General features: G+C 74.9%; 11 protein-coding genes and 1 tRNA gene. 10 read left to right on the forward strand and 2 right to left on the reverse strand.

From position 1 onward, the window contains the following. Window positions 1-83 precede the first annotated feature (83 nt). The 4 genes from ACWIX3_RS08160 (at window position 84) to ACWIX3_RS08175 (ending at window position 4342) form a co-directional block, all read left to right on the forward strand. Window positions 84-923, forward strand: a complete 840-nt coding sequence (locus tag ACWIX3_RS08160) for a hypothetical protein (RefSeq protein WP_448611570.1) — start codon at window positions 84-86, stop codon at window positions 921-923. A 482-nt stretch (window positions 924-1405) separates the two neighbouring features. After that, window positions 1406-2506, forward strand: a complete 1101-nt coding sequence (locus ACWIX3_RS08165; RefSeq protein WP_448611571.1) for a ubiquitin-like domain-containing protein — start codon at window positions 1406-1408, stop codon at window positions 2504-2506. Next, a complete protein-coding gene (gene rsmA / locus ACWIX3_RS08170) occupies window positions 2436-3380 on the forward strand; it encodes a 16S rRNA (adenine(1518)-N(6)/adenine(1519)-N(6))-dimethyltransferase RsmA (RefSeq protein WP_448611572.1) in 945 nt (314 codons plus the stop codon). The genes ACWIX3_RS08165 and rsmA overlap by 71 nt, the downstream gene beginning before the upstream one ends. Beyond that, window positions 3377-4342, forward strand: a complete 966-nt coding sequence (locus ACWIX3_RS08175) for a 4-(cytidine 5'-diphospho)-2-C-methyl-D-erythritol kinase (protein ID WP_448611573.1) — start codon at window positions 3377-3379, stop codon at window positions 4340-4342. The genes rsmA and ACWIX3_RS08175 overlap by 4 nt, the downstream gene beginning before the upstream one ends. A gap of 106 nt (window positions 4343-4448) precedes the next feature. On the opposite strand, the gene ACWIX3_RS08180 is transcribed toward ACWIX3_RS08175, so the two are convergent. Next, window positions 4449-5039: a TetR family transcriptional regulator gene (locus ACWIX3_RS08180; protein ID WP_448611574.1), complete on the reverse strand. Its 591-nt coding sequence runs from the start codon at window positions 5037-5039 to the stop codon at window positions 4449-4451. A 107-nt stretch (window positions 5040-5146) separates the two neighbouring features. Beyond that, the gene (locus ACWIX3_RS08185; protein WP_448611575.1) at window positions 5147-6136 is read right to left on the reverse strand and encodes an acyl-CoA desaturase; all 990 of its coding nucleotides are present in this window, start codon (window positions 6134-6136) and stop codon (window positions 5147-5149) included. A 175-nt stretch (window positions 6137-6311) separates the two neighbouring features. Here ACWIX3_RS08185 and ACWIX3_RS08190 point away from each other — a divergent pair. The 6 genes from ACWIX3_RS08190 (at window position 6312) to ACWIX3_RS08215 (ending at window position 12368) form a co-directional block, all read left to right on the forward strand. Further along, window positions 6312-6384 (forward strand) — tRNA-Gln (locus ACWIX3_RS08190). Between the two features lie 30 nt (window positions 6385-6414). Then, window positions 6415-7911 (forward strand): bifunctional UDP-N-acetylglucosamine diphosphorylase/glucosamine-1-phosphate N-acetyltransferase GlmU, encoded by a 1497-nt coding sequence (gene glmU / locus ACWIX3_RS08195; RefSeq protein ID WP_448611576.1) that lies wholly within the window; start codon window positions 6415-6417, stop codon window positions 7909-7911. Window positions 7912-7959: 48 nt separating this feature from the next. Then, window positions 7960-8940: a ribose-phosphate diphosphokinase gene (locus tag ACWIX3_RS08200; RefSeq protein WP_448611577.1), complete on the forward strand. Its 981-nt coding sequence runs from the start codon at window positions 7960-7962 to the stop codon at window positions 8938-8940. A 390-nt stretch (window positions 8941-9330) separates the two neighbouring features. Beyond that, window positions 9331-10035, forward strand: a complete 705-nt coding sequence (locus ACWIX3_RS08205; protein WP_448611578.1) for a 50S ribosomal protein L25/general stress protein Ctc — start codon at window positions 9331-9333, stop codon at window positions 10033-10035. Between the two features lie 62 nt (window positions 10036-10097). Beyond that, complete coding sequence (gene pth, locus ACWIX3_RS08210) at window positions 10098-10685, forward strand: aminoacyl-tRNA hydrolase (protein ID WP_448611579.1); 588 nt, start codon at window positions 10098-10100, stop codon at window positions 10683-10685. A 177-nt stretch (window positions 10686-10862) separates the two neighbouring features. After that, window positions 10863-12368, forward strand: coding sequence for a sugar transferase (locus ACWIX3_RS08215; protein ID WP_448611580.1), 1506 nt, complete (start codon window positions 10863-10865; stop codon window positions 12366-12368). The last annotated feature ends 208 nt before the right edge of the window (window positions 12369-12576 follow it).

Consider the following 12576-nt stretch of genomic DNA (forward strand, 5'->3'; position numbering starts at 1 on the left):
TGCCGTCCCCCGATCTCCCGCGCCTCGCGCCAGGTCGTGACCGCACTCCGTCACGGAATCCGGTTCAGGGGGACACTGGCCCCGTGGGCCGCCTCATCGCCGTCGTGCTCTTCATCGCCGTGCTGGTCCCGGGTGTCCTGCTCGCCCGAGCCTGGGCCCTGGCCGCCGGCCGCCGGGCCGTCGCCGCCGCGGCGGTCGGGTTCACCACGCCCACGCCGGAGGGGCTCGCCACCCTGGCGCGCCAGGCGCAGCACGGACGCCGGGTCCGCCGACTGGGCTTCCTGCTCGGGCTGGCCGGCATCGGCGTCAGCATCGCGCTGTTCGGCGAGGCCTCGGTGTTCCTGTGGCTGCCCGCCCTCGTCCTGGGGCTGTTGCTGGGCGTCGTCCTCGCCGAGGCGACCCGCCCCCGGCCGCGCTGGCGGGCCGGCTCCCCGCCTCACCGGCCGCGTCAGTCCGAGCTGATCTCGATGGTGCTGCTCTGGTCGATGCGCGCGGTCGTCGTCGCCGAGCTGGCCGCGGCCGTCCTCATGTGGCGGCGCGGCGCGCTGCCCGACAGCGTCGGCTGGGTCGCCGTCGCCGTCCCGCTCATCGCCTGGGTGCTCGCCGAGGTGGCGCTGCTCCGGACGCACGTCCGCCCGCTGCCGGCCGAGGGCGCCGACGTGCCGCTCGACGAGGCGCTCCGGACCTGGACGGCGCACCTGGTCACCGCGGCCGTGAGCGTGCTGGCGCTGCTGCCGCTGGGGGCGCTGCTGCTGGCGGCGGGCATCGACCTCGGCGACCGCGTCACGCAGCGCATCGACCTGCTGCCGGTCGCGCTCGTCGCCGGTGGCTTCGCCGCGCTGGCCGCGGGCATCGCGCTCGCCGTCTTCCTGGTCACCTGGCTCAGGCCGGTGCGCGTCGACGACCGCGCGTTGACCATGTGATCGATGGCTCCGCGGTCCTCCGGACCGCGGAGCACCTCCTCGGGTTCCGGCCGACACGGCCGTGCCTCGCGGTCCCCCGGACCGCACCGCGGCCACGTGCCGTGCCCCGGCCGCCGTCCCGGATCGGGCCCACACCGCGACCAGCAGCCGTCCCCGGCACCGTGGCCTTGCTCACGCCGTCGACCTCACGCTGCGCAGCCGTCACACCCGTCTCATCCGGCGCGTCCCTCACGCCTCGTGTCGGCGCGTCCACGAGTCGACACATCGCCCCGCTGGTTCACTCATCGCGCACCGTTGTCAGACGCACCGTGTCCGTTATCGTGTCGTGACCAGCCGGGGTGGGGATCGTCCCGGAGGGCACCACGACCGGGAGCTCCGTCTCCCGGTCGTCTGCCGTCCGGGCCGGGACGCGCTCGGTACCCGCCTGCCGGCGTGGTACCCGTGCGCACCTCCACCCGGGTCTCCCGAGCCCTGGAAGAGTCGTGCCCCGATCGCTGAAGTCCGTCCTCCTCGCCCTGGTCCTCCTGGGACTCGTGGGTGGCTCCGTGGCCTACTTCGCCGCGCAGAAGTCCCTGACGCTCACGGTCGACGGGCAGGCGCGCGAGGTCCGCACCTACGCCGGCACCGTCGGTGAGGTGCTGGAGGACGAGGGGCTGCAGACGCAGTCGCACGACGTCGTCCTGCCCGACGCCGCCTCGGCCGTCGCCGACGGCGACACGGTGGTGGTCAACCGCGCCCGCCCGCTCACCCTCACCGTGGACGGCGTGGAGAGCGAGGTCTACGTGACCGCGCTGTCGGTCGACGAGGCGCTGGCCCAGCTCGGCTACCGCGCCGAGGACCTCGTCGTCTCCGCCAGCCGCAGCGAGCGCCTCCCGCTCGACGGCATGACGCTGTCGATCACCACGCCCAAGGCCGTCACCCTCGTCGTCGACGGCCAGGAGCGCGTGGTCACCACCACCGCGGCCACCGCCGGTGACCTGCTCGCCGAGCAGGGCGTCGTGCTGGGCGCGACCGACCGCACGAGCATGTACCCGGAGCAGGCGCTGCTGGCGCACATGCGGCTGCAGGTCTTCCGCGTGCAGGTCGGCGAGATCGCCGTCCCCACGCCGATCGACCACCCGACCGTGAAGACCGAGGACCCCAACGCCTTCGAGGGCGACGAGACCGTGACCCAGGAGGGCGTCGCGGGCGAGCAGGTGACCACCTACCGGGTCACCGTCACCGACGGCGTCGAGACCGCACGCGAGCAGCTGGCCACCACGGTCACCCGCGAGCCGGTCGAGGAGCGGGTCACCGTCGGCACCAAGGAGCGCCCGGCCTCCAGCGGCAACAAGCCCAGCGCCGACGGCCTGAACTGGGCCGCCCTGGCGAAGTGCGAGTCCGGTGGTCGCCCGAGCGCGGTCAGCGGCACCGGCAAGTACCGGGGCATGTACCAGTTCTCGCAGGCGACGTGGAACGCTGTCGGCGGCAGCGGCGACCCGGCCGCCGCCTCGGCCGACGAGCAGACCTACCGTGCGCAGCTGCTCTACCAGCGCTCCGGCGCCGGCCAGTGGCCGCACTGCGGCCCGCGCCTCTTCAACTGATCGGATCCTGCTGAGCACGCCACCCGAGCCTTCCTGCGGGCTGCTGGGCCCGGCCGCCATCCGCGACCTGGCCCAGCAGCTGCAGCTGCGTCCGACCAAGACCCTCGGGCAGAACTTCCTGCACGACGCGAACACCATCCGGCGGATCGTGCGCACCGCCGAGCTCACCCCGGACGACGTCGTCCTCGAGGTCGGCCCGGGACTCGGCTCGCTGACCCTCGGGCTGCTCCCCGCGGCCGCGCACGTCACCGCCGTCGAGATCGACCCCCGGCTGGCCGCGCTGCTGCCCCGCACCGTCGCCGAGCGCGCCCCGTCGCTGGCCGACCGGCTGGCCGTCGTCGAGGCCGATGCACTGCGCATCCGCGAGGTCCCGGGCCCTGCTCCGACGGCGCTGGTCGCCAACCTGCCGTACAACGTGGCGGTGCCCGTCCTGCTGCACCTGCTCGAGCTCCTGCCCACCCTGCGGCGCGCGCTCGTGCTCGTCCAGGCCGAGGTCGCCGAGCGGCTCGCCGCGGCACCTGGCTCGCCGGCCTACGGCGTGCCGTCGGCGAAGGCCGCCTGGTACGGCGAGGCCCGGCGGGCCGGCAACGTCGGACGTCGGGTCTTCTGGCCCGAGCCCAACGTCGACTCCGGCCTGGTCGCCCTGGACCGCCGTCCGCCGCCGCCCGGGGACCGCGCCGCCACCTTCGCCGTCGTCGACGCCGCCTTCGCCACCCGCCGCAAGGGGCTGCGGGCGGCGCTGGCCCGCTGGGCCGGCAGCCCGGCGGCCGCCGAGGCCCGGCTGCGCGCCGCCGGCATCGACCCGACCACCCGCGGCGAGCAGCTGTCGATCGCGGACTTCGCCCTGTTGGCCTCCACGGAGGCCCCGGCATGAGCTGGTCCTCACCCGGCGGGCCCGGTCGGCTGGCCGGCGGCGGCACCGTCGTCGCCCGGGCACCCGCCAAGGTCAACGTGCACCTCGGGGTCGGGCCGCTGCGCTCCGACGGCTTCCACGAGCTGCGCACCGTCTACCTGGCCGTCTCGCTGTTCGACACGGTGACCGTGCGGCCCGGCGACGGGCTGTCCCTGACCGTGACCGGCGAGGGGACGACGGGCGCCGGGGCCGGCGCCGTCCCGACCGACCGCCGCAACCTCGTGTGGCGGGCCGCCGAGCTGCTGGCCGAGCACGCCGGGGTGCCCGCCGACGCCGCCATCACCATCGACAAGTCGATCCCCGCCGCCGCGGGGCTGGCCGGGGGCAGCGCGGACGCCGCCGCGGCCCTGGTCGCCCTCGACGCGCTCTGGGGCACGCACGCAACCCGGGGCGAGCTGACCGCGCTCGCCGCACGGCTCGGCAGCGACGTCCCGTTCAGCCTGGTCGGCGGGGTGGCCCTGGGCTCCGGCCGGGGGGAGCAGCTGTCGCCGGTGCTGGCCCGCCGCCGCTGGGACTGGGTGCTCGGCATCGCCGGCGACGGCCTGTCCACGCCTGCGGTCTACGCCGAGCTGGACCGGCTGCGAGCCGAGGGCCGGGTGCCCGGCGGCGAGGAGCTGTCCTCGCCGGACCCGGTCATCGCGGCGCTGCGCAGCGGGCCGATCACGGCGCTGGCCGCCGCGCTCGGCAACGACCTGCAGCCACCGGCGCTCTCGCTGCGGCCGAACCTGCGGCGGGCGCTGCGGGCGGCGACCTCGGCCGGCGCGGCGGGGGCACTGGTCAGCGGCTCCGGCCCGACGGTGGCCGCGCTCGCCGAGGACGAGGACTCCGCCGTGCGGCTCACCGCGGCGCTGGCCGGCGAGGGCGTCTACCGCACGGTCCGGGCGGTCCACGGCCCGGTCCCGGGCGCGCGGCTGGTCGGCTGAAGGAGGACCCCGTCCCCTCACCCCTCGCGAGCTCAGGGCGGTGCCCCGGGACGGGGCCGTGGCGAGCCGCTGGACGGGCCTGCCCGCGGCGGGCCCCTGCGCAGGCTCAGGGCACGCCGGGAGGGGGCCTCAGGTGGGCCAGGCCGTTGTAGGCGAGGTCGACCAGGTGCGCGACGACCTCCTCCTTGCTGGGCGAGCGGCGCTCCAGCCACCACTGACCCACCAGGGCCACCATCCCGACCAGCGCCTGGCTGTAGAGCTCGGCCAGCGCAGGGTCGTGGCCGCGGGCGCCGAACTGCGCGCCGAGGATGTGCTCGACCTTGCGGGCCACCTCGCCGATCAGCGACGCGTAGCCGTCGGGCGTGCCGGCGACGGGGGAGTCGCGGGAGAGGACCCGGAAGCCGTCGGTGTCCTCCTCGATGTAGTCGAGCAGCACGAGCGCGGCGCGCTCCAGCAGCCGGCGCGGCGAGCCGCCGGCGGCGAGTGCGGAGGTGAAGCGGTCCAGCAGCCGCTGCATCTCCCGGTCGACGACGACGGCGTAGAACCCCTCCTTGCCGCCGAAGTGCTCGTAGACCACCGGCTTGCTGACGTCGGCGCGCGCGGCGAGCTCCTCGATGGAGGTGCCGTCGTAGCCGCGCTGGGCGAAGACCTCGCGGCCGACGTCGAGCAGCTGCTGGCGCCGCTGGGCTCCGGTCATGCGCACCCGCGGTCGCGCCGCGCCGCTGGGCACGGCGCCCGTGCTCCGCGCGGGCGACCGGCGGGTCGCCGTCCGCCCGCGCGGGGGAGGGGGGCCGGTGGAATCGCTCAGGACGCGGCCGGCGCGGCTGCGCGGCGCTTGGCGGCGAGCCGGACCGGGTCGGGCCACTTGACGCCGTGCGCCCAGCCGAGCTTCTCGAACACCCAGATCACGCGGGCGCTGATGTCGATCTGCCCGCGCAGCACGCCGTGCCGGGCGCAGGTCGGGTCGGCGTGGTGCAGGTTGTGCCAGGACTCCCCGGCGCTGAGGATCGCTAGCGGCCAGAAGTTCGTGGCGCGGTCCCGCGAGACGAACGGCCGGTCGCCGACCACGTGGCAGACCGAGTTGATCGACCAGGTCACGTGGTGCAGCAGGGCCACCCGCACCAGCCCGGCCCAGAAGAACGCCGTCCAGGCGCCGGTCCAGCTCGCCGTCACCAGGCCGCCGATGACGGCCGGCAGCGCCAGGCTGAGGAACGCCCACACGACGAACAGCCGGCTGGCGCGGCGCAGGCCGGTGTCCTTGAGCAGGTCGGGGGCGTAGCGCTCGGCGCTGGTCTGCCGGCGGTCGAACAGCCAGCCCAGGTGCGCGTGCCACATGCCCTTGAGCAGGGCGCGGGCGTCGGTGCCGTAGCGCCACGGCGAGTGCGGGTCGCCCTCGCGGTCGGAGAAGGCGTGGTGGCGGCGGTGGTCGGCCACCCACTGCACGACCGGCCCCTGGATCGCCATGCAGCCGACGACGGCCAGCGCGATGCGCAGCGGCCGGGCGGCCTTGAACGAGCCGTGGGTGAAGTGCCGGTGGTAGCCGACGGTGATGCCCAGCAGGGTGAGGGAGTAGAAGCCGACGGCCAGGCCCACGTCGAGCCAGGACAGCCCCCAGCCCCACACGGCGGGGACGACGGCGGCGAGGGCGAGGAACGGCACGATGACGAAGACGTAGAGGGTGATCTGCTCGAGTGCCCCCTTCTCCTTGCCGAGGGCGTTCGCCGGGAGCCCGGCGTCGGGGGCGGCCGGCCGGAGGACCGGGGCCGTGGGCCGGGTGCTGGCAGGAGCGGACAAGCGGCCTCCAGGTCGCGTCGTGCGGTCCGGCGAGGCCGCCGTACCGGTACTGGACCGTAAGCTACGTCACCGTAGGGAGCCCCGCCTGCCGGGACCGGGCGCGGGAGCGGGTGCCCGGTGGAGCGGACGCCTAGGCTCTCCTCGGACGCCGGTCCGGCGTCCGCGCCGCCCACGATGGGGGATGGGGTAATCGGCAGCCCGCCGGCCTTTGGAGCCGGGAAGTCTCGGTTCGAGTCCGAGTCCCCCAGCAGACGTCGACGTCGAGGCCGAGGAGATCCGTGTCCGTTCCACAGCCGTCCGGCGCCGCCCACGAGGGCGGGATCGCCGCCGTCGTCGTCCTCGCCGCCGGGCAGGGCACCCGCATGAGGTCCTCGACGCCGAAGGTGCTGCACCCCCTCGGCGGGCGCAGCATGCTCGGCCACGTCCTGGCCGCGACCGCGCCGCTGGCCGCGCGGCACACCCTCGTGGTCGTCGGCGCCGGCCGGGAGGCCGTGGAGGAGCACCTGGCGCAGGTCGCCCCCGGCGCCCGGCCGGTGCTGCAGGAGGAGCAGCGCGGGTCCGGGCACGCGGCGGCGGTCGCGCTGGCCGCCGTCCCCACCCTCGAGGGACCGGTGCTGCTGGTCAACGGCGACGCCCCGCTGCTGCGGCCCGAGACGGTGACGGCGCTGGTCGACGCCCACCGCGGCGCGGGCAACGTGCTCACCGTGCTCACCGCCGAGGTCGACGACCCGACCGGCCTGGGCCGGATCGTGCGCGACGGCGACGGCGCGGTGCGGGCCATCGTGGAGCAGCGCGACGCCACACCCGAGCAGCGCGCCATCCGCGAGGTCAACGCCGGGGTCTACGTCGGCGAGGCCGCCGCGCTCCGCCGGGCGCTGGGCTCGTTGCGCGAGGACAACGACCAGGGCGAGCAGTACCTGACCGACGTCCTCGGCCTGCTCGTCGCCGAGGGCGCCCCGGTCGGCGGCGTCCCCGCCGAGGACCCGGTGGACGTGCTCGGCTGCAACGACCGCCGGGAGCTCGCCGCCCGCCGCCGCACCCTCAACGACCGCGTGCTCGACGAGCTGATGCGCGCCGGCGTCACCGTCGTCGACCCCGCCACGACCTGGGTCGACGTCACCGTGACCGTCGCGGCGGACGCCCTGCTCGAGCCCGGCGTCCAGCTGCGGGGGACGACGTCGGTCGCGACCGGGGCCGTCGTCGGCCCGGACACCACCCTCGTCGACACCACCGTCGAGGAGGGCGCGAGCGTGGTGCGCTCGCACGTCCTCGATGCCGTCGTCGGCCCGCGCGCCACCGTCGGCCCGTTCAGCTACCTGCGCCCGGGCACCCGGCTAGCGGCCGGGTCGAAGGTCGGCGCCTTCGTCGAGACCAAGAACGTCCAGGTCGGCGAGGACTCCAAGGTGCCGCACCTGTCCTACGTCGGTGACGCCACGATCGGGCGCGGCTCGAACGTCGGCGCGGCGACGGTCTTCGTCAACTACGACGGTGTCGCCAAGCACCACACGCAGGTCGGCGACCACGTGCGCATCGGCTCGGACACCATGCTGGTGGCGCCGGTCACCGTGGGGGACGGCGCCTACACCGCGGCCGGCTCGGTGATCACCAACGACGTCCCCCCGGGGGCGATGGGCGTCGCTCGGGCCCGCCAGCGCAATGTGGCAGGCTGGGTGAGGCGGCGCCGTCCCGGGACGGCCGCCGCGAAGGCCGCCGAGGCGGCCGGGGATGCAGGGGCCGAGGCGGCGGCCGACACTCGCGCGGAGGCGTCCGAGTAGGTCCGCAGGTCGCCCGACAGACGCGACGAGTCAGGGGTGCACGAGCCGATGAGCGCGATCCGGCAGACAACCAGCAAGAGCCTGATGCTCTTCTCCGGCCGGGCCTACCCCGAGCTGACCGACGAGATCGCCGGACACCTCGGCGTGACGCCGACACCCACCGCGTCCTACGAGTTCGCCAACGGCGAGCTGTTCGTCCGGTTCGAGGAGTCGGTGCGCGGCTCGGACGCCTTCATCGTCCAGAGCCACACCGCGCCGATCAACACCTGGCTCATGGAGCAGCTGCTCATGGTCGACGCCGCCAAGCGCGCGTCGGCCAAGCGGATCACCGTCGTCGTGCCGTTCTTCCCCTACGCCCGGCAGGACAAGAAGCACCGCGGCCGCGAGCCCATCTCCGCCCGCCTGGTCGCCGACATGTTCAAGACCGCCGGCGCCGACCGGCTGATGACCGTCGACCTGCACACGGCGCAGATCCAGGGCTTCTTCGACGGCCCGGTCGACCACCTCTTCGCCCTCGACCTGCTCGTCGGGCACGTCTGCGAGCGCTGGGGCGACCGCGACATCACCGTCGTGTCGCCGGACTCCGGCCGGGTGCGCGTCTCCGAGCGGTGGAGCGACAAGCTCGGCGGCACCCCGCTGGCCTTCATCCACAAGACCCGCGACCCCATGAAGCCCAACGAGGTCGTCGCCAACCGCGTCGTCGGCGCGGTGGAGGGCCGGGTCTGCATCCTCGTCGACGACATGATCGACACCGGCGGCACGATCGTGAAGGCCGCGGAGACGCTGTTCGACGCCGGTGCCGCTGACGTCATCGTCTGCGCCACCCACGGCGTCCTGTCCGGCCCGGCCGTGGACCGGCTCAAGAACAGCCGCGTCAGCGAGGTCATCGTGACCAACACGCTGCCCATCGAGCCGTCCCGCCAGTTCGACAAGCTCACCGTCCTCTCGATCGCCCCGTTGCTCGCGCGCGCGATCAAGGAGGTCTTCGAGGACGGCTCGGTGACCAGCCTCTTCGGCGGCGCGAGCTGATCCGTCGCCCTACCGGACGACGACCGCGGCCAGGTGCCGCCCCTGCCGAGGTGAGCCTCCACCGTGTCCCGGTCCGGAGGTCCGCTGGACCCCCTCGACGGGGGCACTCCGGCTCGGGTGCCGCGCGCGACTGCCCGGAAGTCGTCGTCCGGTGGGGACGACGGGCAGCGTGTTCTCCGCAACCGTTGGGGCCGGGCGTCCTCCCGGTGCCCGCGGCCGCGTCGTACCGGGGCTGAGGTACCCTCGAACAGTTGCCCGGCGAGGGAGACGGCCCGTCCGTACTCCGTGATCGACGTGCCACGCTCCTGGTGGGGTCGAGCCCCTCGACGGGCGTGCCGCGCCGTGTGCCGGCCACCGACCCGGATCCACCTCCCCGAGGAGCACACCACCGTGGCTGACTTCCGCCTCGTCGCCGAGGCCCGCACCGAGTTCGGCAAGGGCAGCGCCCGCCGCACCCGCCGGGCCGGCCGCGTCCCCGCCGTCCTCTACGGGCACGGCCAGGACGTCGTGCACCTGTCCCTGCCGGCCCGCGAGTTCGCCGCAGCCCTGCGCAACGGCGGCTCCAACGCCCTGCTCACCGTCGTCCTCGACGGCACGGAGCAGCTGGCGCTCACCAAGGCCGTGCAGCGCGACCCGCTGACCCGCCAGCACGAGCACGTCGACCTCCTGCTCGTCCGCCGCGGCGAGCGGACCACCGTCGACGTCCCGATCGTCATCGTCGGGGAGCCCGGGGTCGACGCGATCACCAACCACCAGCTGAACACCGTCTCCCTCGAGGCGGACGCCACGAACCTGCCCGAGACGATCGAGGTCGACGTCACCGGTCACACCGCCGGGCAGAACATCAACGCGGGCGACCTGGTGCTGCCCGCCGGCGTGACCCTGGTCACCGACCCCGAGGCGCTCGTCATCGGCTTCCTCGGCGCGCCCAGCGCCGAGGCCCTCGAGGCCGAGCTCGCCGAGGCCGAGGCCGAGGCCGGCATCGAGCGCGAGGAGTCCGCGCCCGCCGAGGAGGGTGTCGGCCAGGGCGACGTCGTCCCCGAGCCCGTGGACCAGGGCAGTGGCGAGTCCATGGAGTCGGCCGAGAAGGGCTGAGGTCGACCCTGAGCGAGAACACCCCCCGCAGGGGCGCCGGCGACGCCGGCGCCCCTGCGCTCGTGTCCGAGGGGCCCTTCCTCGTCGTCGGGCTGGGCAACCCCGGACCCTCCTACGCCGGCAACCGGCACAACGTGGGCGCGATGGTGCTCGACGAGCTGGCCGCCCGCGCCGGGGTGAAGCTGTCGCCCGGCAAGGGAAAGCGGGCGCGCACGCTGATCGGCGAGGGGCGGCTGGCCGGCCGCCGCGTCGTGCTGGCCCGGCCCACGACGTACATGAACGAGTCCGGGGGCCCCGTCCGTGGTCTGCTCGACTACCACTCCATCCCGGCCACCGACCTCGTGGCGGTGCACGACGAGCTCGACATCCCCTTCGCCAGCGTGCGGCTCAAGCGCGGCGGTGGCGAGGGCGGCCACAACGGCCTGCGGTCGATCTCCCGCGCCACCGGGACGAAGGACTACCTCCGGGTGCGCGTCGGCATCGGCCGCCCGCCCGGCCGCCAGGACCCGGCCGACTTCGTGCTCAAGGACTTCTCCGCGACCGAGCGCAGGGAGCTCGACCTCCTGGTCGCGGAGGCGGCCGACGCCACCGAGGAGCTCCTGACCCTGGGCCTCGAGGCCGCGCAGAACGTCGTCCACCCCCGCACCTGATCGCGCCCCTGGGTGGGTGAGTCGCCGTCCCCAACGGGTGAACGGGGCCGCCTCGCATTGACCCGCCCGTGACTCGCTGTGATGGTCATGGCGATGTCGGGCGCCGTGCCCGGGCGAATTCCCTGGTGAAATTGGGTCCTTGCCCTCGCGCGGGTGACGCCGACTACGCATCGTCACGTGTCTCCGGGGGGAACCGTGCTGCTGGACTCTTCCACCGTCCGACTCGGGTCGGCGGCCCGCGGGCTCGCGGGACCGTTGTCGACGCCGGGCCGTCCCCGGTTGCGGCGGGGCGGGGCCGCCTGGGCCGGCCGGTACTCGCGCGCCCTCACCGCCTTCGAGGTCGTCGCCGCCGCGGTGGCGGCCACCGCCGTCCTCGGCACCCACCCGGAGGCCTCGCCGACGACCTCGCTGTTCTGGGTCAGCCTCGGCCTCGTCGTCGTCTGGCCGGTGCTGCTGCACGCCACCGGCGCGCACGCCGAGCGGGTCTTCGGCACCGGCAGCGACGAGTACCGCGCCGTCGGCACGGCCGGCTTCGTGCTGCTGGCCGTCGCCGGCTTCGTCTCCTACGCCGCCGCCCTCGACCTCAGCCGGGCCCTGGTCGTCGGCGCCGTCCCCGCGCTGGCCGTGGGCACCCTGCTCGGCCGGTTCGCCGCCCGCTGCACGCTGCGCGGCCTGCGGGCGCGGGGGCGCTGCACCAAGCGGGTCGTCGTCGTGGGTCGCGGCACCGCCGCGCTCGAGCTGGTCGACCGGCTGCGCCGCGAGCAGTTCGCCGGGCTGGAGGTCGTCGCCGCCTGCGTCACCCCCGACGACCGCGATCGGGTGGCCCGCCTGGCCGGCGTCCCCGTCGGCGGGCTGGACGACGTCCTGACGCTCGCCGGGCGCCTCGGGGCGGACACCATCGCCGTCACCTCCGCCAGCGAGACCGCCGCGCAGTACCTGCGGTCGCTGTCCTGGCAGCTCGAGGGCACCGGCATCGAGCTGCTCGTCGCACCGGGCCTCATCGAGGTGGCCGGTCCCCGGCTGCACATCCGCCCGTTCGAGGGGCTGCCGCTGCTCTCGGTGGAGCAACCGCGCTTCGAGGGCTGGCAGCGGGTGGTGAAGGGCGGCCTGGACCGCGCCGTCGCCGCCCTGGCGCTGGTGGTGCTGGCTCCGGTGCTGCTGGCGATCGCCGTCGCCGTCAAGGTGACCAGTCCCGGCCCGGTGCTCTACCGCCAGGAGCGGGTGGGCGTGAACGGGCAGGCCTTCACGATGTTGAAGTTCCGCAGCATGGTCGTCGACGCCGACCGCCAGGTCGACGCGCTGCGGGCGCAGAGCATCTCCGACGGCCTGCTGTTCAAGATGCGCGTGGACCCGCGGGTCACCCCCGTCGGCCGGGTGCTGCGCCGGCTGTCGCTGGACGAGCTCCCGCAGTTGCTCAACGTCCTCGGCGGCTCGATGTCGCTCGTCGGCCCCCGCCCGCCGCTGCCCGGCGAGGTCGCCCGCTACGACACCTCGGTCAGCCGCCGGCTGCTGGTCAAGCCCGGGCTCACCGGTCTGTGGCAGATCTCCGGCCGTTCGGACCTGCCGTGGGAGGAGTCCGTGCGACTCGACCTGCGGTACGTCGAGAACTGGTCGCTGGCGATGGACCTGCTGATCCTCGTGAAGACCGTGCGCGCCGTCGTCAGCAGCTCCGGGGCCTACTGACAGCGGACCCTCTAGCCCCTCGTAGGACGACCCCGTCCTCCCGCCCTTCGCATGCTCGGGGCGGCGCACGGGACGGAGCCTTCGGTGTCCTGGAGGGGACCTGCTGGGTGTCCTTGCCCGCTCGGGAGGTGCCCCGTGCGGGTGAGGGCACCCCCGGCAGACCTCCCCGTCGGCGCGGTGTCCGTCGATGCTCACCCAGGGCGACGGG

The organism is Geodermatophilus sp. URMC 60, from assembly GCF_053502585.1.

Coding starts and splice junctions, on each gene's coding strand:
- ACWIX3_RS08175 (WP_448611573.1), top strand. CDS start 3,377: ATGAGCTGGTCCTCACCCGGCGGGCCCGGTCGGCTGGCCGGCGGCGGC.
- ACWIX3_RS08180 (WP_448611574.1), bottom strand. CDS start 5,039: ATGACCGGAGCCCAGCGGCGCCAGCAGCTGCTCGACGTCGGCCGCGAG.
- ACWIX3_RS08200 (WP_448611577.1), top strand. CDS start 7,960: ATGAGCGCGATCCGGCAGACAACCAGCAAGAGCCTGATGCTCTTCTCC.